The sequence below is a fragment of the Streptomyces triculaminicus genome, assembly GCF_017349075.1.
Taxonomy (GTDB): domain Bacteria; phylum Actinomycetota; class Actinomycetes; order Streptomycetales; family Streptomycetaceae; genus Streptomyces; species Streptomyces triculaminicus.
Window position 1 is genome coordinate 458,689 of record NZ_JAFMOF010000003.1, and the last position, 18,313, is coordinate 477,001.

The 18,313-nt window shown below is 71.4% G+C and carries 17 protein-coding genes; 8 read left to right on the forward strand and 9 right to left on the reverse strand.

Annotated features, from left to right (window positions below; all coding sequences use genetic code 11):
- The first annotated feature begins 6 nt into the window (after positions 1 to 6).
- The 4 genes from J1792_RS20725 (at position 7) to J1792_RS20740 (ending at position 4,042) form a co-directional block, all read left to right on the forward strand.
- Positions 7 to 969, forward strand: a complete 963-nt coding sequence (locus J1792_RS20725) for a tetratricopeptide repeat protein (RefSeq protein ID WP_207247968.1) — start codon at positions 7 to 9, stop codon at positions 967 to 969.
- Between the two features lie 574 nt (positions 970 to 1,543).
- Positions 1,544 to 2,173: a DUF6230 family protein gene (locus J1792_RS20730; RefSeq protein ID WP_086573484.1), complete on the forward strand. Its 630-nt coding sequence runs from the start codon at positions 1,544 to 1,546 to the stop codon at positions 2,171 to 2,173.
- Positions 2,174 to 2,286: 113 nt separating this feature from the next.
- Complete coding sequence (locus J1792_RS20735; RefSeq protein WP_086573482.1) at positions 2,287 to 2,736, forward strand: DUF6114 domain-containing protein; 450 nt, start codon at positions 2,287 to 2,289, stop codon at positions 2,734 to 2,736.
- Entirely contained in the window at positions 2,726 to 4,042 is a 1,317-nt protein-coding gene (locus tag J1792_RS20740) for a hypothetical protein (RefSeq protein ID WP_207247969.1), read from the forward strand. Before J1792_RS20735 ends, J1792_RS20740 begins: the two co-directional genes overlap by 11 nt.
- Here the strand turns inward: J1792_RS20740 and J1792_RS20745 are convergent, their stop codons facing one another.
- The 4 genes from J1792_RS20745 to pta form a co-directional block, all read right to left on the reverse strand.
- Positions 4,043 to 4,480 carry a hypothetical protein gene (locus J1792_RS20745; RefSeq protein WP_242646430.1) on the reverse strand — a complete coding sequence of 146 codons (438 nt, stop codon included), beginning with the start codon at positions 4,478 to 4,480 and terminating at the stop codon, positions 4,043 to 4,045. It lies immediately after the preceding gene.
- Positions 4,481 to 4,680: 200 nt separating this feature from the next.
- Positions 4,681 to 6,105, reverse strand: a complete 1,425-nt coding sequence (pyk, locus tag J1792_RS20750) for a pyruvate kinase (protein ID WP_086573478.1) — start codon at positions 6,103 to 6,105, stop codon at positions 4,681 to 4,683.
- A 72-nt stretch (positions 6,106 to 6,177) separates the two neighbouring features.
- Positions 6,178 to 7,389: an acetate kinase gene (locus J1792_RS20755; RefSeq protein WP_207247970.1), complete on the reverse strand. Its 1,212-nt coding sequence runs from the start codon at positions 7,387 to 7,389 to the stop codon at positions 6,178 to 6,180.
- 126 nt (positions 7,390 to 7,515) lie between these two features.
- The gene (gene pta, locus J1792_RS20760) at positions 7,516 to 9,612 is read right to left on the reverse strand and encodes a phosphate acetyltransferase (protein WP_086568142.1); all 2,097 of its coding nucleotides are present in this window, start codon (positions 9,610 to 9,612) and stop codon (positions 7,516 to 7,518) included.
- A 221-nt stretch (positions 9,613 to 9,833) separates the two neighbouring features.
- Between pta and J1792_RS20765 the strand changes: the two genes are divergently transcribed.
- Entirely contained in the window at positions 9,834 to 10,859 is a 1,026-nt protein-coding gene (locus J1792_RS20765) for an ATP-dependent 6-phosphofructokinase (RefSeq protein WP_086568144.1), read from the forward strand.
- 83 nt (positions 10,860 to 10,942) lie between these two features.
- Here J1792_RS20765 and J1792_RS20770 read toward each other — a convergent pair whose 3' ends face one another.
- The gene (locus J1792_RS20770) at positions 10,943 to 13,489 is read right to left on the reverse strand and encodes an ABC transporter permease (RefSeq protein ID WP_207247971.1); all 2,547 of its coding nucleotides are present in this window, start codon (positions 13,487 to 13,489) and stop codon (positions 10,943 to 10,945) included.
- A gap of 63 nt (positions 13,490 to 13,552) precedes the next feature.
- Entirely contained in the window at positions 13,553 to 14,350 is a 798-nt protein-coding gene (locus tag J1792_RS20775) for an ABC transporter ATP-binding protein (protein WP_086568147.1), read from the reverse strand.
- 228 nt (positions 14,351 to 14,578) lie between these two features.
- Between J1792_RS20775 and J1792_RS20780 the strand changes: the two genes are divergently transcribed.
- The gene (locus tag J1792_RS20780; protein ID WP_086568148.1) at positions 14,579 to 14,863 is read left to right on the forward strand and encodes a hypothetical protein; all 285 of its coding nucleotides are present in this window, start codon (positions 14,579 to 14,581) and stop codon (positions 14,861 to 14,863) included.
- A complete protein-coding gene (locus J1792_RS20785) occupies positions 14,860 to 15,255 on the forward strand; it encodes a PIN domain-containing protein (RefSeq protein ID WP_086568149.1) in 396 nt (131 codons plus the stop codon). The genes J1792_RS20780 and J1792_RS20785 overlap by 4 nt, the downstream gene beginning before the upstream one ends.
- Before the next feature lie 16 nt (positions 15,256 to 15,271).
- On the opposite strand, the gene J1792_RS20790 is transcribed toward J1792_RS20785, so the two are convergent.
- The 3 genes from J1792_RS20790 to J1792_RS20800 all read right to left on the reverse strand — a co-directional run bounded on the left by J1792_RS20790 (position 15,272) and on the right by J1792_RS20800 (position 17,144).
- Positions 15,272 to 16,108 carry a carbohydrate ABC transporter permease gene (locus J1792_RS20790; RefSeq protein ID WP_207248160.1) on the reverse strand — a complete coding sequence of 279 codons (837 nt, stop codon included), beginning with the start codon at positions 16,106 to 16,108 and terminating at the stop codon, positions 15,272 to 15,274.
- Positions 16,109 to 16,231: 123 nt separating this feature from the next.
- A complete protein-coding gene (locus J1792_RS20795; RefSeq protein ID WP_086568153.1) occupies positions 16,232 to 16,654 on the reverse strand; it encodes a CBS domain-containing protein in 423 nt (140 codons plus the stop codon).
- Positions 16,655 to 16,718: 64 nt separating this feature from the next.
- Positions 16,719 to 17,144: a CBS domain-containing protein gene (locus J1792_RS20800; protein WP_086568154.1), complete on the reverse strand. Its 426-nt coding sequence runs from the start codon at positions 17,142 to 17,144 to the stop codon at positions 16,719 to 16,721.
- A 226-nt stretch (positions 17,145 to 17,370) separates the two neighbouring features.
- On the opposite strand from J1792_RS20800, the gene J1792_RS20805 reads away from it, so the two are divergent.
- The gene (locus J1792_RS20805) at positions 17,371 to 18,177 is read left to right on the forward strand and encodes a VOC family protein (RefSeq protein ID WP_086568156.1); all 807 of its coding nucleotides are present in this window, start codon (positions 17,371 to 17,373) and stop codon (positions 18,175 to 18,177) included.
- Positions 18,178 to 18,313: the final 136 nt, after the last annotated feature.

Below are 18,313 nucleotides of genomic sequence, written 5' to 3' on the forward strand. Positions count from 1 at the left end.
AGGCCCATGCAGCCACGGAACATGTCCATGAGTGGAGTGGTCGACCTCGCCGCGGTGAAGGCGGCCGGGGAAGCGAAGCAGAAGGCGGAGCAGGCGCGGGCCGAGGCCGCGCGCCAGGGCGTGGCGCCCGGCGCCGGCGTCCGGCTCGTCCTCGACGTCGATGAGGCGGGCTTCGAGCTGGAGGTCCTGCAGCGCTCCGCCGAGGTGCCCGTCGTCGTCGACTTCTGGGCCGACTGGTGCGAGCCGTGCAAGCAGCTCAGCCCGTTGCTGGAGCGGCTGGCGCAGGAGTACGCCGGGCGGTTCGTGCTCGCCAAGGTCGACGTCGAGGCCAACCAGCTGCTGTTCCAGCAGTTCGGTGTCCAGTCCATCCCGGCCGTCTTCGCCGTGGTGGCCGGGCAGGCCCTGCCGCTGTTCCAGGGGGCCGCCCCGGAGGAGCAGATCCGGCAGGTGCTGGACCAGCTGATCGCGGTGGCGGAGCAGCGCTTCGGCATCGTGGGCGTGGCCGTGGAGCCGGGCCAGGACGCCGAGGCCGTGCCGTCCGCGCCGGTGAGCCCGTACGACAGCGTCCTGGGTGCCGCGCACGAGGCGCTGGACGCCGGTGACCTGGGCGGCGCCGTGCGCGCCTACCAGAACGTCCTGTCCGACGACCCGGGCAACGCCGAGGCCAGGCTGGGCCTGGCGCAGGCCGAGCTGCTGCAGCGCGTCCAGGGCCTGGACCCCCAGCAGGTGCGCAAGGCGGCCGCGGACGCCCCGGGCGATGTGGCGGCGCAGATCACGGCGGCCGACCTCGACCTGGTCGGCGGCCACGTCGCGGACGCCTTCGGGCGGCTGATCGACACGGTCAGGCGTTCGGCGGGCGAGGACCGGGAGGCCGCGCGGGTGCGGCTGCTCGAGCTGTTCGAGGTGATCGGTCCGGAGGACCCGCGGGTGACGGCGGCGCGTACGGCGCTGTCGCGCGCGCTGTTCTGAGGGCCTCGCGTCCCCTGTGTCCCAAGCGGCACAGCCACCGCGCTTTACCAAAACTTGGTAAACGCGCACTCTGTTACTGCCAGTAAGAGGAGCCCGGGCATTCGCCCGGGTTCCTCTGTTTTTCTCCGCCTGTGCGCGGGCACGCTGCGGCATCTTCCCCCGATGGTCCGATGCGGACCGGTCGCCCGGTGGTTATCGCCCCGTTACTCGCGAGTAATCAACCTCTTGTGCCCCGGGCGCGAATGGACCACGATCGGCGCAGCCCGGTCCACACCCGCGATCCGTCCCACCGGTCGGCACGCGGTGTGTGGGTCCCCACCGGGTGGACCGGTGCCCCGGCGCCGGTTCTGGGACAGGGGGGTCCCCGCCGCCAACGGCAGGGCCTGTTCCCGCGGTTGCGCGAAGGCGTGGCCAGTGGTTGTCGCTCGGGGGTGAACGCCGATGTGCAGCGGGCGCGATGCGCGCCGTCACGTGCGACGGCGCTCTCCTTCCCGAGGACGTAGCGCTTCTCCCATCCCGGCGCGGGCCGAAGACGCCCGCGGCCGGAGATGTACGTCCGAGAAGGAGGAAAGTGGTGAAGTCCCAGACTCGTGGGGGCACCAGATGGCGTCGGTTCGCCGTCGTGATGGTGCCGAGCGTCGCGGCGACGGCCGCGATCGGCGTCGCGCTCGCCCAGGGCGCGCTGGCGGCGTCGTTCAGCGTCTCCGGCCAGCAGTTCCAGGTGACGGCCAAGAGCCTCAACGGCAAGGGGTTCGTCCAGTACGGCGCGCTCGACCAGACCAAGAAGGGCAACAAGCCCGTCGCGGTGGTCGGCATCAACTCGGCGGAGATCGTCAAGCTCTGCCAGGCGGTGACCATCCCGACGCCCATCGGCGACGTGTCGATGAAGCTGACGGCCGGCGACGGTGACAAGAAGGTCGAGGCGACCAAGCTCTTCATCGACGCCGACGACCTCTCCGCCAACGCCAAGTTCACCAACGTCGACATCGGCGTCTCGGTGAGCGACACCACCAAGGGCCCGGGGCCGGCGGCCCCGGACAAGGACGGGCGCGGCGCCTACGTGCCGGGCTCGTTCGCCCAGCAGGCCGACGAGGTGGAGTTCACCGACGTCAACCAGCGCGCCTGGGCGACCTCGGCGGGCTCGTTCACGCTCCCGGGCCTGCACATGAGTGTCAGCACGGGCGCCGGCAAGTGCCCCGGGTGACGCACTGAGCGGTCGGGTACGGGGCGGTGCTTCCGCGTCCCCGTGCCCGTACCGTCCCCGCGTCCCTTCGCGCCACGTACCACCGATTCGTCAGTCCCGAGGAGCTGTACACCATGAGCGCCGAAACGCGACCACGGCTGATCGACACTCTCGGCCGCACCCGCCGTTCATTCTGGGACTGGCGGGGCCGCCGCCCCTTCTGGGGCGGGCTGTTGTGCATACTGGCCGGCGTACCGATCATGTACATCCCGTACCAGACGATGACTCTGGGCGATCTGCACATCCGCATGGCCACGACGGCGGGCGCCGGCTCGCTGATCATCGGCGTGCTGCTGATCGTGCTCGGACTGACCATGTGGTACCAGCCGCAGTCGAGGGTCTTCGCGGGCGTCGCCGCGATCCTGCTCGCGCTGGTCTCCCTGGTCGTCTCCAACTTCGGCGCCTTCCTGGTCGGCTTCCTGCTCGCCCTCCTCGGGGGCGCGCTCGGCGTCTCCTGGGCGCCCGGCAGGCCGCCGGCGATGGCCAGCGTCGAGGACTCCGGCGGGGGCCACCGTGCCGACTGACCACGAACACGACGGCCGCCCCGACGGCCCCACCAGATCCGGCCCGCGGCACGCCGCGCCCCGCAAGCCACTGCTCTCCCGGCTGCACATGCCGGCCGGGAAGGCGGTCGCCCTCGCGGCGATGCCCAGCGCGGTGCTGATGGGCATGGGCCTCACGCCGACGCTGGCGCAGGCCCGGCCCGTACCGCCGGTGAACCCCTTCGGGGACGCGGGGTGCGTGACCGCGCCGGACGCCGCCCCGGAGGAATCGCCCGGGCCGACGGACGAGCCGACCCCGTCCGGATCCGCGTCGCCGTCCCCGTCCTCGTCGGCGTCCGCGTCGGCCAAGGCGGACGGCAAGGCGGACGGTAAGACGGACGGCAAGACGGACGGCAAGACGGACGGCAAGGACAGCGGCGCGACGAGCCGGGGTCGCGAGCCTTCCGGCGCGTCGTCCGCGAAGCCGCCGACGGCTTCGCCGTCCCCGTCGTCGTCCCCCTCGCCGTCCGCGTCGCCGTCCAAGAAGACGAATCCGCTGGATCCGCTGGGGCTCGGCGAGAAGCTCGGCGACATCCTCACGGGCCGCAAGGGCGACGCGAAGCCGGACGGTACGGGCGCGTCGCCCGCCCCCTCCGCCTCGCCCTCGGCGTCGCCGTCCCCCTCGGGCCGGCAGCCCGGGGCGCCCAAGGTGCCCGCGGCGCCCAAGGCGTCCACGTCCAAGGACGCGACCGAGGCCGGGGCAGCACCCGAGGCCAAGGGCACCCCCAAGACCCCGTCCGCGTCGGACTCGGCGTCGCCGTCCCCGTCCCCGTCCGCGTCGGGGGACACCGACAAGACCCCGAAGCCCTGCCCCCACCCCAACGTCATCGACGAGAACGAGAAGCGCGCCTTCCCCAACCAGCCCTGGTACCTGGAGGCGAGCAGGCTCACCCTGACCGGGCTGACCTACGAGGGCGTCAAGAAGATCACGACGGTGAACGGGCAGCAGAAGTCCGTCCTGAAGTTCACCGCGGACTCGCTGGCGATCAGGGACCTGCACCAGGTCGTCAACAGCCAGGGCAAGCAGTACCACGTCGCCGGCATGGGCACGGAGTCCACGGTCGGCGGCGGCCGCATCACCATGTACACCGAGGAGCTGAAGGGCAAGCTGCTGGGGCTGATCCCGGCGACGCAGTCGCCGACGAGCCCGCCCCCGCTGATCCCGGGCGTGAAGCTGCCGATCCCGATCTTCTTCACCGACGTGAAGATCCGCCAGTCGGGCCAGTACGGCGGGACGCTCCACATCCCGAACCTCCACCAGTACCTGACGGAGGGCACGTACCCCTGATCAGGGGGCGGCCGGCAGGAGTCCCGCCAGCTGCCGGCCGTCCGCCCGGCAGGGCGACGGGAAGGTCAGCCTGAGGCCTTCGGCCTGGCCGGCCAGGGCCAGTTCGATGATCAGCGTGAGGCCGAGCATGCCCTTCCGCGCCGGGCCCGCCGCCACGTACGGGCGCGACAGCTCCATCAGGAGCTTGCCCGGCTTCCCGGTCGTGGTCGAGGCGTCGAAGAACAGCAGGCGCCGGTCCGTGAGGACGAGGTACATCTGCCGCGGCCGGACCGTCGCCATGATGGTGCCGGCGCTGAGCACGCCGACGAGCGCGGCCGTCGCGACCTGCCGGCGCACCGAGACGGTGCCGACGTTGGCGCAGGTGATGAGGTCGACCCGTTCACCGGCGGCCAGCATCGGGGTCGCTGCTTCGAAGGTCTGTCTGCGGCGGCGGTCCATGAGGGACACGGGTGCTCCTTGCGGGTGGTGCCTGATTCAGGGAGCGAACGGTATGGCATGCCGTCCCCGGGCCCGCGCGCGGGGCGGCCGACGCGATCGCTCCGCCCCGGGGACGTCCCGGAAAGCCGGAGACGTCCCGGAAAAGGCGACGGCCGCCACCCCCGCGGGGGTGGCGGCCGTCGTGCTGCGCGAACGCGGACCTAGCGGTTCTCGCCCAGGTGGTGGACCCGCACCATGTTGGTGGTGCCGGGGATGCCGGGCGGGGAGCCGGCGGTGATGATCATGGTGTCGCCGTCGTTGTAGCGCTTGAGCTTCAGCAGCTCGGCGTCGACGAGGTCGACCATCGCGTCGGTGTTCTCCACGTGCGGGACGACGAAGGTCTCGACGCCCCAGCTCAGGGTGAGCTGGTTGCGGGTGGAGGCGTCCGTGGTGAAGGCCAGGATCGGCTGGGCCGCGCGGTAGCGGGCCAGGCGGCGGGCGGTGTCACCGGACTTGGTGAAGGCGACCAGCGACTTGGCGCCCAGGAAGTCCGCGATCTCGCACGCGGCGCGGGCGACGGAACCGCCCTGGGTGCGCGGCTTCTTGCCCGGCACCAGCGGCTGGAGGCCCTTGGAGAGCAGCTCCTCCTCGGCCGCCTCGACGATGCGGGACATCGTCTTGACGGTCTCGATCGGGTAGGCGCCCACCGACGACTCGGCGGAGAGCATGACCGCGTCCGCGCCGTCCAGGATCGCGTTGGCGACGTCGGACGCCTCGGCGCGCGTGGGGCGCGAGTTGGTGATCATCGACTCCATCATCTGGGTGGCGACGATCACCGGCTTGGCGTTGCGGCGGCACAGCTCGACGAGGCGCTTCTGCACCATCGGGACGCGCTCGAGGGGATACTCCACGGCCAGGTCGCCACGGGCCACCATGACACCGTCGAAGGCCATGACGACCTCTGCCATGTTGTCGACGGCCTGCGGCTTCTCGACCTTGGCGATGACCGGCACGCGGCGGCCGACCTCGTCCATGACGCGGTGCACGTCGCGGACGTCGGCGGCGTCGCGGACGAAGGACAGCGCGACCATGTCGCAGCCCATGGCGAGCGCGAACTTCAGGTCGTCGATGTCCTTCTCGGACAGCGCCGGGACGTTCACCGCCGCGCCGGGCAGGTTGATGCCCTTGTGGTCGGAGATGACGCCGCCCTCGATGACGATCGTCTTGACCCGGGGGCCGTCGACCTCGGTGACGCGCAGCTCGACGTTGCCGTCGTTGATCAGGACCTGGTCGCCCTTGACGACGTCGCCCGGCAGGCCCTTGTAGGTCGTGCCGCAGATCGTCCTGTCGCCCGGGACGTCCTCGATGGTGATCGTGAACTCGTCGCCGCGCACCAGCTCGACGGGACCGTCCGCGAAGGTCTCCAGTCGGATCTTCGGGCCCTGCAGGTCGGCGAGCACGCCGACCGCGCGCCCGGTCTCCTCCACGGCCTTACGGAGGCGGTTGTACCGCTCCTCGTGCTCCGCGTGGGTCCCGTGGCTCATGTTGAAACGGGCCACGTTCATACCGGCCTCGATCAGCGTCTTCAGCTGGTCGTAGGAGTCGACGGCGGGGCCCAGGGTGCAGACGATTTTGGAACGGCGCATGAGGCGGATCCTATCGGTTTGTTTCGGAGCGGAATATTCGAGCTGTGGGAATGACCAAGGAACGGTCGGCGATCACGAGCTGACCAGCGCATACGTCTGGGTGGCGATCTCCAGCTCCTCGTCGGTCGGCACCACGGCCACCGCGACCCGGGCGCCCTCGGGGGAGATCAGCCGCGCCGCGTCCGAGCGGATCGCGTTGAGGTCGGCGTCCACGGCCAGGCCCAGCTGCTCCAGGCCCGCCACGGCGGCCTCGCGCACGGGGGCGGCGTTCTCGCCCACGCCCGCGGTGAAGGCCACGGCGTCGACCCTGCCGAGAACCGCGTAGTAGGCACCGATGTACTTCTTCAGCCGGTGCACGTAGATGTCGAAGGCGAGCTCCGCCCGCTCGTCGCCCTCGTCGATGCGCCGGCGGATCTCGCGCATGTCGTTGTCGCCGCACAGTCCGATCAGACCGCTCTTCTTGTTCAGGAGCGAGTCGATCTCGTCGACGGACATCCCGGCGGTGCGCGCCAGGTGGAAGATCACGGCGGGGTCCATGTCACCGGAGCGGGTGCCCATGACCAGGCCCTCCAGCGGGGTCAGGCCCATCGAGGTGTCCACGCAGCGGCCGCCGCGCACCGCCGAGGCCGAGGCGCCGTTGCCCAGGTGCAGAACGATGACGTTGACCTCGGAGGGGTCCTTGCCCAGCAGCTCGGCCGTGGCGCGGGAGACGTAGGCGTGCGAGGTGCCGTGGAAGCCGTAGCGGCGGATGCGGTGGGCGTCGGCCGTCTCGACGTCGATGGCGTAGCGCGCGGCGGACTCCGGCATCGTCGTGTGGAAGGCGGTGTCGAAGACCGCGACCTGCGGCAGGTCGGGGCGCAGGGCCTGGGCGGTGCGGATGCCGGTGATGTTGGCCGGGTTGTGCAGCGGGGCGACAGGGATCAGCCGCTCGATCTCCGCGACGACCTCCTCGGTGATCACGGTCGGCTCGGTGAACTCCCGGCCGCCGTGCACCACGCGGTGGCCGATCGCGGCCAGCTCGGGCGAGTCCAGGCCCAGCCCGTCGGCGGCCAGCTCCTCGGCGACGGCGTTCAGCGCGGCGGCGTGGTCGGCGATCGGCTCCACGCGCTCGCGCTTGGCGCCGCCCGTGGCCAGCGGGGTGTGCGCCAGCCGCGAGGTCTCCTCGCCGATGCGCTCGACCAGCCCGACGGCCAGACGGGCGCCGTCGGCCATGTCGAGCAGCTGGTACTTGACCGAGGAGGAGCCGGAGTTGAGGACGAGAACTCGGGTGGCGTGGGAAGTCATCGGGGCTTTCCGGTTGAGGGGGCGGGTGGGGTGCTGCTACGGCTGTGGGGTGCCGGGGCCGTACGGGCCGGCGGGCGCGGGGCCCGCCGGGTGCCCGTACGGCCGTACGGACGCGGGGGTCCGGCTTCAGGGTTCCGTGCGCTCGCCGCGCTGCTCGCCCTGGGCCTGGATGGCGGTGATGGCCACCGTGTTCACGATGTCCTGGACCAGCGCGCCGCGCGAGAGGTCGTTGACCGGCTTGCGCAGGCCCTGCAGGACCGGGCCGACCGCGACCGCGCCGGCCGAGCGCTGCACGGCCTTGTAGGTGTTGTTGCCCGTGTTGAGGTCGGGGAAGACCAGCACCGTGGCCTTGCCCGCGACCTCGGAGCCGGGGAGCTTGGTCTTCGCCACGGCGGCGTCCACGGCGGCGTCGTACTGGATCGGGCCCTCGACCAGCAGGTCCGGCCGGCGCTCGCGCACCAGCTCGGTGGCCTTGCGGACCTTGTCGACGTCCGCGCCGGAGCCGGAGGTGCCGGTGGAGTACGACAGCATCGCGATCCGCGGCTCCACGCCGAACTGGGTGGCGGTCTCGGCGGACTGGATGGCGATGTCCGCGAGCTGCTCGGCGTTCGGGTCGGGGTTGACCGCGCAGTCGCCGTAGACCAGGACCCGGTCGGCCAGGCACATGAAGAAGACCGAGGAGACGATCTGGGCGCCCGGCGCGGTCTTGATGATCTCGAAGGCGGGGCGGATGGTGGCGGCGGTGGAGTGCACCGCGCCGGAGACCATGCCGTCGGCCAGGCCCTCCTGGACCATCAGCGTGCCGAAGTAGGACACGTCGGCGACGACGTCGTGCGCCAGCTCCACGGTCATGCCCTTGTGGGCGCGCGCCCTGGCGTAGATCTCGGCGAAGCGCTCGCGCAGCGGCGAGGACTGCGGGTCGATGAGCTGCGCCTCGGCCAGGTCGATGCTCAGGTCGGCGGCGCGCTTGCGGATCACGTCCTCCTCGCCCAGCAGGATGAGGTCGCAGACGTCGCGGCGCAGCAGCACGTCGGCGGCGCGCAGCACGCGCTCCTCGGTGCCCTCGGGCAGCACCACGCGGCGGCGGGCGGAGCGGGAGCGCTCGATGAGCTCGTGCTCGAACATCATCGGCGTCACCCGGCCGGAGCGGGCCACGGCGATGCGGCCGGTGAGCTCGGAGGTGTTGACGTGGCGCTCGAAGAGGCCCAGGGCGGTCTCGGCCTTGCGCGGCGAGGACGCCTCGAGCTTGCCCTCGACCGCGAACAGCTCGGCCGCGGTGGGGAAGGAGCCGCCGGGCACCGAGACGACGGGGGTGCCGGGGGCGAGCCGGCCGGCCAGCGCCAGGATGTCCGGGCCCGGGCGCTCGTCCAGGGTCAGCAGCACACCGGCGATGGGCGGGGCGCCCGCGCTGTGCGCGGCGAGCGCGCCGACGATCAGGTCCACGCGGTCGCCGGGGGTGACCACCAGGCAGCCCTCGGTGAGAGCGGGGAGGAAGACGGGCAGCATGGCGCCGCCGAAGACGAAGTCCTTGGCGTCGCGCGAGAGGCCGGCGTCGTCGCCGAGCAGCACCTCGGCGCCCAGCTTCTGCACGATCTGGCGCACGGTCGGCGCGGAGAGCGAGCCGTCCTCCGGCAGCGCGTAGCAGGGCACCGGCAGGGTCGCCGAGAGCCGCTCGGCGATCGCCTCGCGGTCGGCGGGCGAGACGCGGTTGACGACCAGGGAGACGACGTCGCAGCCGAGCGTCTCGTAGGCGCGGTAGGCGTTGCGGGCCTCGGCGTCCACGGACTCGGCCGACTGCTCCTGGCCGCCGACGACCGTGATCACGGAGGCGGCGAACTCGTTCGCCAGCCGGGCGTTGAGGGCCAGCTCGTCGGGCAGGGCGGTGCCCGCGAAGTCGGTGCCCAGGACGAGTACGTACTCGTGCTCGCGGGCCACGGCGTGGAAGCGCTCCACCAGGAGCGAGACCAGCTCGTCGGTGCCGCGCTCGGCCTGCAGGGCGGCGGCCTCGTTGTAGGTCAGGCCGACGACGCTCTCCGCGGACTGCGCCAGCCGGTAGCGGGAGCGCAGCAGGTCGACGAGACGGTCGGGCCCGTCGCCGTGGAAGAGGGGGCGGAAGACGCCCACCTTCTCCACGTGGCGGGTGAGGAGCTCCATGACTCCCAGCTCGATGACCTGGCGCCCGTCGCCCCGGTCGGTCCCGGTCACGTACACGCTGCGCGTCACGCGTGCTCTCCTTGATGCCCTAGTGCTTCGCCGAGTGTTCTTCGGACTGTCGTTCGGAAGAAATTAGACCCGTTAAGGTGGCCTTGACCTCTTGACAATACCTGCGACCGTGGATAAGGCGCGCGTCAAGGGGGTGATGGCGGAGTGCCGCACTACCGCCCGGCCCGTGACAGAATCGGTCCGGCTCACAGGTACCAGTAGCGAGCAGGAGACACAGCACGATGCGCATCGGAGTCCTCACCGCGGGCGGAGACTGCCCTGGCCTGAACGCTGTCATCCGTTCGGTGGTACACCGGGCGCTTGTCGGCCACGGCGACGAGGTCATCGGCTTCGAGGACGGCTTCAAGGGGCTGCTCGAAGGCCGCCACCGCAAGCTCGACCTGGACGCCGTCAGCGGCATCCTGGCCCGCGGCGGCACCATCCTCGGCTCGTCCCGCCTGGAGCGCGCCCGGCTGCGCGAGGCGTGCGAGAGCTCCAAGGAGCTCGCCCGCGACCTCGGCATCGACGTGCTCATCCCGATCGGCGGCGAGGGGACGCTCACCGCGTCCAAGATGCTCTCCGACGCGGGCCTGCCCGTCGTCGGCGTCCCCAAGACCATCGACAACGACATCTCCTCCACGGACCGCACCTTCGGTTTCGACACCGCCGTGGGCGTCGCCACGGAGGCCATCGACCGCCTCAAGACCACCGCGGAGTCCCACCAGCGGGTGATGGTCGTCGAGGTCATGGGCCGCCACGCCGGCTGGATCGCCCTGGAGTCCGGCATGGCCGGCGGCGCCCACGGCATCTGCCTGCCCGAGCGCGCCTTCGACCCGGCCGACCTGGTGAAGATGGTGGAGGAGCGCTTCGCCCGTGGCAAGAAGTTCGCCGTCATCTGCGTCGCCGAGGGCGCCCACCCCGCCGAGGGGTCCATGGACTACGCCAAGGGCGCCATAGACCAGTTCGGTCACGAGCGCTTCGCCGGCATCGGCACCAAGCTCGCCGGTGAGCTCGAGCGCCGCCTGGGCAAGGAGGCCCGCCCGGTCATCCTCGGCCATGTGCAGCGCGGCGGCACGCCCACCGCGTACGACCGCGTCCTCGCCACCCGCTTCGGCTGGCACGCGGTCGAGGCCGCCCACCGCGGCGACTTCGGCAAGATGACCGCGCTGAAGGGCACCGACATCACGATGGTGCCGCTGGCCGACGCGGTGACCGAGCTCAAGCGCGTCCCGGAGAACCGGATGAACGAGGCGGAGTCGGTCTTCTAGCCCCTACCTTTCAGCTACGACGAAAGGGCGGTGGGTCCACTGGACCCACCGCCCTTTCGCTCACGCGCCCCACGGCGCGGGGCTCACTGCGCCCCGATCGCCTCCAGCGTGTCCAGCTTCGCCGCCCGGCGGGCCGGCCAGACCGCGGCCAGCACGCCGACCGCGAGGGCCAGCAGCAGGAACACCCCGATCCGGCCCCACGGCACGACCATGGCGTACTGCGGGAAGGACGAGCGCAGCAGGTGGCCGCCTGACCAGGCGAGGAAGACGCCGACCCCGACGCCCAGCACCGCGCCGAACATCGCGATCATCACGGACTCCAGCCGGACCATCCGCTTGACCTCGCGCCGGTCCAGGCCGATCGCGCGCAGCATCCCGATCTCCCGGGTCCGCTCGAAGACCGACATGGCCAGGGTGTTGACGACGCCGATGACGGCGATGACGACGGCCATGCCCAGCAGCCCGTACATCAGGTAGAGGATGTCGTCGATGCTGCCGGCGTCGGCGCGACGCAGGTCGTCCTGGCTCTGGACCTTGATGAGCGGGTTGCCGCCGAGCGTCTCCTTGATCTTGGCGGGCAGGTCCTTCGCCCGGGCCGGGGCGGCCTTCAGCAGCACCTGGTCGTCGCGCACCTTGTCCATGTGCGGGTTCAGGAGGGCGGGGGCGGTGAGGACCGAGCCGAGCACGTCGTTGTCCCGGTAGACGGCGACGACGCGCGGGGCGGCCTTCTTTCCGTCGTAGAAGGACATCGGCAGGGCGGCACCGGCCTTCAGGCCCCGGTCCTTGGCGAACGTCTCGGAGACCGCGACGGCGGAGGTGCCGCGGACGTCGGACAGCGAGCCGCTGACCATACGGACGTCCGCCACCTTGGCGATGGCCGCGACATCCGTGGCCAGGGCGAGCGAGGGGTGGTCGTCCGTCCGGAAGCCGGTCGTGCGCAGCGCGACGGCCGCGTCGACGCCGGGCTGCCCGGCGAGCGTCCTGGCGATCTCGGGGGAGAGGCCCTGGTAGCTGGACGAGCTGACCTTGTAGTCGGCGGTCAGGTCCTGCGGGCCGAGCTTGGCCATGCCCCGGTCCGCCGAGACGGCGGCCACGGTCAGACCGGTGATCAGGGTGAGGCCGATCATCAGGGCGGACGCGGTGGCGGCGGTGCGGCGCGGGTTGCGCAGCGCGTTCTGACGGGCGAGCTTGCCGCTGACGGCGGAGAGCCGGATCGCGAGCCGTCCGAAGAGGTGGACGAACGGGCGGGAGAGCAGCGGGGCCAGGACGATCACGCCGGCGAGGGTGAGCGCCGAGCCGGCCATGGCGTACTGCATGCCGCTGCTGTTCTTGAACGTGGTGACGTACAGCATGGTCGCCACGCCGAGGCCGGTGAGCGCCGCGCCGAGGGAGTTGCGCAGGACGAGGCCGCGGGGGGCCGGCGCCTGGTCGACGGCGGCGAGCGCCTCGACCGGGGCGATCCGCGCGGCCTTGCGGGAGGGCAGCCAGGCGGCGAGCACGGTCACCACGACGCCGACGCCGAGGGCGGACAGTACGGCCGTCGGCGTGACGACCAGCGGGCCGTCCGGCAGGCTCGCGCCGGTCGCGTTCAGCACCGAGCGCAGACCGGTGGCCACGCCCAGGCCCAGGACGAAGCCGACGACGGAGGCGGTCAGGCCCAGCAGGCCCGCCTCGATCAGCACCGAGCGCACCACCTGGCGCCGCGTGGCGCCGACGGCCCGCAGCAGCGCGATCTCCCGGCTGCGCTGGGCGATGAGCATGGTGAAGGTGTTGGCGATGATGAAGACGCCGACGAAGAGGGAGATGCCGGCGAAGACCAGGAGCGTCTTGCGGATCGAGCTCGTCTGCTCGTCGATCATCTCGGACTCGGCGGCCGCGAGCTGCTTGCCGCTCTGGGCCTCGAAGGACCGCGGCAGCACCCGGCGGACGTCGGCGGTCAGCTTCTGCTGGTCGGTGCCGGGGGTCGCGGAGACGACGAGCTCGCTGAACTCGCCGGGCTTGCCGAAGAGCTTCTGCGCGGTCGCCGTGTCGAACAGGGCGAGGCTGCCGCCCGCGCTGACACGCGGGTCGTCGGTCTCGGCGATGCCGACGAGCTTCTTGGTCATCACCGGACCGTCGACGGCGAGCCGGACGGTGCCGCCGACCTTGGCGCCCGTCTTCCCGGCCGTCTTCGCGTCCAGGACGATCTCGCCCTCGGCGGCGGGGCCCCGGCCCTTGACGATCGGGTAGCGGCTGTCCTTGCCGTTCGCGCCGGGTACGTAGTTGGCGCCGGTGCTGCCCCACTCGCTGCCGGCGGGGTTGTTCCCCTTGTCCGCGATCACGGCCGCGCCGCCGACGGACGGGCGGACGGCGGCCACGCCGGGCAGGGCGCGTATGGAGTCGACGACGCGGTCGTCGAGGGGCCGCGCGGCCTCCGCCTCGGCGTCGGTGCCGGGGCGGGCACCGCCCGCGGTGACGGAGACGGCGACGTCGCCGAGGCTCTTGGACATCCGGTCGCGGAAGGCGCTGCCGACGGAGTCGCTGAAGACGAGGGTGCCGGAGACGAAGGCGGTGCCGAGGAGGACCGCGAGCGCGGTCATCATCAGCCGGGTCTTGTGCGCGAGGAGATTGCGCAAGGCGGTACGGAACATGGTGAGTGGGTCAGTCCTGACGTTCGAGGCCGGCGGGGATCAGGGCGTGGATCAGGGCGCTGATCAGCTCGTACGGCCCTTGGCGTCGAAGGCCTTCATGCGATCGAGGACCGCGTCGGCCGTCGGCTCGCGCATCTCGTCGACGATGCGGCCGTCGGCGAGGAAGAGGACGCGGTCGGCGTAGGAGGCGGCGACGGGGTCGTGGGTGACCATGACGATCGTCTGCTCCAGCGCCCGTACGGACTCGTGGAGGAAGCCCAGGAGTTCGGCGCCCGAGCGGGAGTCGAGGTTGCCGGTCGGCTCGTCCGCGAAGATGATCTCGGGCTTGGAGGTGAGCGCGCGGGCCACGGCCACCCGCTGCTGCTGGCCGCCCGACAGCTGGCTCGGCCGGTGCGCGAGGCGGCCGGACAGGCCGAGCGTCGTCACGATCTGCCCCAGCCACTCCTGGTCCGGCTTGCGGCCCGCGATGTCCATCGGCAGGGTGATGTTCTCCAGCGCGGTCAGGGTCGGCAGCAGGTTGAAGGCCTGGAAGACGAAGCCGACCTTGTCCCGGCGCAGCCGGGTCAGCTGCCGGTCGCCGAGCGAGCCGAGCTCGGTGTCGCCGATGAGGGTGGACCCGGAGGAGATCGAGTCCAGGCCCGCCATGCAGTGCATCAGCGTCGACTTGCCGGAGCCCGACGGCCCCATGATCGCGGTGAATTCGCCGCGCCGGAACTCCACCGACACCGCGTCCAGGGCCGCCACACGGGTCTCACCCTGCCCGTAGACCTTGCTCAGTCCCGTGGCACGGGCGGCGACGGCGCCGCGGCCGTGGCCGGGGTGCGGGTGGGGGAGGGCATGGGCTGCGGCCGAGTGGGACACGAGGTCTCCTCCGGGAGGGGGCACGAGGACGGAATCAACGCTTCCAATCCTCGGCGCGGCCGCCGGGCGATACGTCAGCCGTGCGGCCGGAATCCGGCGTCGGACTTTGGGTCGCCAGGGGTACGCCCGCGTAGTCCTGGAGACGGACGGCGTCCTCCTCGAGGTGCACGAAACCCGAAGGGGTGAAAGAGGCGGCGCAACGGGCTATCGGTGGTCTATGGTGCGGCTATGGACACCACGACGATCCAGGTTCCACGCAAGACCCGTGATCATCTGGCTGAGCTTGCGAAGGATCGCGGCATCACCCTCGGTCAGCTGGTCGAGGCGCTGGCCGCCGAGCAGCCGACCGCCGCGGAACGCGCCGAGCGGCTCGCCGCCGCCCGCGAGCATGTACGCACGGTGATCGGCCTCGACATCAGCGACGAGGAGTTCGATCAGGCGCCGGACATCCTCGGCAACATCTACAAGATCGCTGCAGACAAGGCCAGGGTCGCGCGGAGCGACGCCGCGTGATCATCCTCGATACCTCTGCCACGCTCGCCCTCGTGCAGGGGCACAAGACTCTCAATCTTCTCGCGGTCAACATGACGCGCACAGGCGACCAGCTGGTCATCCCCGCGCTGTGCCTCATGCAGGCCGAAGCCGAGGACGTCGGCGCCTCGCGTCGCGCGCTCGGCTTCCCCTGCGTCACTGTCGACAATCTCGGCATGACCGCCGCCGTCAGTGTCGGCACGATGATCCGCGACGGCTACGGGGGCCCGGACACCTGCCATGCCCTGTACTGCGCCCTCCCGCGAGCCGAATTCACCGGCATGTCGATCCTGTTGACCGGTCACGAGAGCGCCTACCCGCCCGGCGTGGTCGCCGTGGACATCGACTCGCCCGGCATGCTGGGCTTCTACTGACCACAGATCCCTCCGCTCACCCCTTGACCGCGCCGCCGAGCGCGAAGCCGCCCCCCAGGCGCCGTGCGATGAGCGCGTAGAGAAGGATCACGGGCGTGGAGTAGAGGATCGAGAAGGCCGCCAGCTGCCCGTAGGCGACCTGTCCGTAGTTTCCGAAGAAGGTGAAGATGCTGACGGACGCGGGCAGTTGGTCGGGGGTGAGCAGCAGCATGAAGGGCACGAAGAAGTTGCCCCACATCATGATGAAGCAGTAGACCGTCACCACCGCCACGCCCGGCCCCATCAGCGGCAGCACGACCCTGACCAGCGTCTGCAGCCGGCCCGCGCCGTCCGTCCAGGCCGCCTCCTCCAGCAGGACGGGCACGCCGTCCATGAAGTTCTTCATCAGCCAGATGGCGAAGGGCAGTTGGGCGGTCGCGAGGAACAGCGCGGTGCCGTAGACGGTGTCGATGAGGTTGATCCGCACGAACAGCCCGTACACCGGCACCATGATCGCCGTGATCGGCAGGCACGTGGCGAACAGCAGCCCCAGGAGATACGGCCGGCTGAAGCGCGAGCGGTAGCGCGACAGCGGATACGCGGCGAGGGCCGCGCAGGCGATCGTCAGCAGGGTGGCCCCGCCGCAGAGCAGGAGGCTGTTGAGCATGGGGGTGAAGGTGATCTCGTCGGTCAGGACGGACGAGAAGTTCTCCGGCGTGAGGCGCGCGGGGGTCCGCACGCGAAGGCCGGCCTCCGCGTCCACGGACGACAGGACGAGCCACAGCAGCGGTACGGCGAAGGCCGCCGCGACGCCCAGCAGGGCGGCGTCGGCGGCCAGACGGTGACGGGTGCGGCGGGCGAGGAGCGGGCGCATGGCACCTCCGGGGCGCGGCACGGCGTGGCGTACCGCCGGCGCGGCGTCGCGCGAGCGGGCCAAGGGGAGCGTAGCGCGCGCCGGAGGTGTGCGTTACCCGGCGTCGGGGGCCGGGTGAGGCCCTCAGTGGGCGGGTGAGTAGATCTGCCCGGCGAAGGCAGCGACCTGGGCGTCCGGCAGGTGCCGGGCGACGTCGGCCTCGCTGATCATGCCGACCAGGCGCTTGTTCTCGATCACCGGCAGCCGGCGGATCCTGTGAATCTCCATTTCGTGCAGGACGTCGTCGACGTCGGCGTTCGCGTCGATCCAGCGGGGCGTGCCCTCGCACAGGTCGGCCGCGGTCACCTTGTCCGGGTCGTGCCCCTTGGCCAGGCACTTCACGACGATGTCCCGGTCGGTGATGATGCCGCACAGCCGGCCGTTGTCGTCGCTGACCGGCAGGGCGCCCACGTCGAGCAGCTGCATCACCTGGGCGGCACGGGTCAGTGTCTCCTCACGCGTGATCCACTGCGCGCCCTCGTGCATGATGTCCTTGGCCTTGGTCATGATCGGCCTCCTCGGCCCTTCGTTCCGGGAAGACGGCCCGCCGGGCCGGCCGGGTGGGCGGTGGTCAGCGCCGGGCGTAGACCATCTCGGCGAACTCGGCTATCTGGTCGTCCGTGAGGTGCTGGGCGAGATCCGCCTCGCTGATGATGCCGACCACGCGCTTGTTCTCGACCACGGGCACCCTCTTGATGCGGTGACCCTCCATCTCGTGGAGCACCTCTTCGATGTCGGCGTTGGCGTCCACCCAGCGTGGCGTGCCCTCGCAGAGCTCGGCGGCCGTGCACTCGGCCGGCGCGCGGCCCTCGGCCACGCACTTCACCACGATGTCGCGGTCGGTGATGATGCCGCACAGCCGATCGTTGTTGTTCTCGTCGGCCACCGGCAGGGCGCCTATGTTCAGGTCGCGCATCATCTGTGCCGCGCGTTCCAGGTTGTCCGACTTGGTGAGCCAGTGGGCTCCGGGGTGCATGATCTCCTTGGCCGTGGTCATGTGTGCCTCCTGAGTGCGTGCGATCGTGACGTGCTCTCCTGATGGCACCTCCATCGTCCCTCTCCCCGCCCCCCGGGGCGATCGGAGGACTGCTCCGTTCGGGTGACGGCCCCCATGCCCGTACGCCCAGCCCGCACCCCCGCGCGCCGGGCGCGCCCCGGCCGCCGGTGCCAGACTGAACCCGGCCGGATAAAACCGGCGGAATCCGTCGAAGGAGCACACCACCATGCTCACCACCGACTTTGTCACCGGCGCTCCCAACTGGCTCGACCTCGGCACGCCCGACACGGAGGCGGCCACCGCCTTCTACGGCTCCGTCTTCGGCTGGGACCTCGAATCCGCCGGTCCCGACGCCGGGGGCTACGGCTTCTTCAAGAAGGACGGAAAGAACGTCGCCGCCCTCGGCCCCCTCAGCGAGGACGGCGCAAGCTCCGCCTGGACCGTCTACTTTCAGACCCCCGACGCCGACGCCACCGCCAAAGCCGTCGAGAAGGGCGGCGGTGTCACCCGCGTCGCCCCCTTCGACGTCATGGAAGCCGGCCGCATGGGCTGTTTCACCGACCCCGGCGGCGCCGACTTCGCCGTCTGGCAGCCGGCAGCCGTCAAGGGCCTCGAGAAGACCTCCGACGAGGGATGCCTGTGCTGGACCGAGCTCCACGCTGGCGATCTCGCCGCCGCGAAGGCCTTCTACCGGGGCGTCTTCGGCTGGCGCTCCGCCGACCTCAAGGTTCCCGGCATGACGTACACGGTCCTGTCGACCGCGGAGGGCGACGACCAGCAGGAAGCGTCCTTCGGTGGCGTCGTCCCCCTCCTCGAGGAGACCGAGACCCCGCGCTGGATCCCCTACTTCGCCGTCGCCGACGTCGACACGGTCGTCCGTGCGACGCAGGGGGGCGGGGGGTCCGTGCGGGTGCCGGCCTCCGACGTCCCGGACGTCGGGCGCATGGCCTGGCTGGCCGACCCCTTCGGGGCGACGTTCGCGGTGATCAAGCCGCAGCCGCCGGTGACGCCGCCGACGGTTGTCATGGGGTGAGTCCACGAGCCGGCCGCACCGGGCATCGTCACAAACCCCGCACGCCGCAAGCGAGTTCGGCACCGCTGCCAACGAAGGGTGCAGCGCCGGTTCCGCGCTCCGGCGTGGGGGCGTGCCGCGAGGCGGGACGGACACG

Excerpts from the sequence above, each read along its gene's own strand:
- J1792_RS20725 (WP_207247968.1), top strand. The coding sequence starts at position 7 with ATGCAGCCACGGAACATGTCCATGAGTGGAGTGGTCGACCTCGCCGCG.
- J1792_RS20735 (WP_086573482.1), top strand. The coding sequence starts at position 2,287 with ATGAGCGCCGAAACGCGACCACGGCTGATCGACACTCTCGGCCGCACC.
- J1792_RS20745 (WP_242646430.1), bottom strand. The coding sequence starts at position 4,480 with ATGGACCGCCGCCGCAGACAGACCTTCGAAGCAGCGACCCCGATGCTG.
- pyk (WP_086573478.1), bottom strand. The coding sequence starts at position 6,105 with ATGCGCCGTTCCAAAATCGTCTGCACCCTGGGCCCCGCCGTCGACTCC.
- J1792_RS20755 (WP_207247970.1), bottom strand. The coding sequence starts at position 7,389 with ATGACTTCCCACGCCACCCGAGTTCTCGTCCTCAACTCCGGCTCCTCC.
- J1792_RS20765 (WP_086568144.1), top strand. The coding sequence starts at position 9,834 with ATGCGCATCGGAGTCCTCACCGCGGGCGGAGACTGCCCTGGCCTGAAC.
- J1792_RS20770 (WP_207247971.1), bottom strand. The coding sequence starts at position 13,489 with ATGTTCCGTACCGCCTTGCGCAATCTCCTCGCGCACAAGACCCGGCTG.
- J1792_RS20780 (WP_086568148.1), top strand. The coding sequence starts at position 14,579 with ATGGACACCACGACGATCCAGGTTCCACGCAAGACCCGTGATCATCTG.
- J1792_RS20790 (WP_207248160.1), bottom strand. The coding sequence starts at position 16,108 with ATGCGCCCGCTCCTCGCCCGCCGCACCCGTCACCGTCTGGCCGCCGAC.
- J1792_RS20795 (WP_086568153.1), bottom strand. The coding sequence starts at position 16,654 with ATGACCAAGGCCAAGGACATCATGCACGAGGGCGCGCAGTGGATCACG.
- J1792_RS20800 (WP_086568154.1), bottom strand. The coding sequence starts at position 17,144 with ATGACCACGGCCAAGGAGATCATGCACCCCGGAGCCCACTGGCTCACC.
- J1792_RS20805 (WP_086568156.1), top strand. The coding sequence starts at position 17,371 with ATGCTCACCACCGACTTTGTCACCGGCGCTCCCAACTGGCTCGACCTC.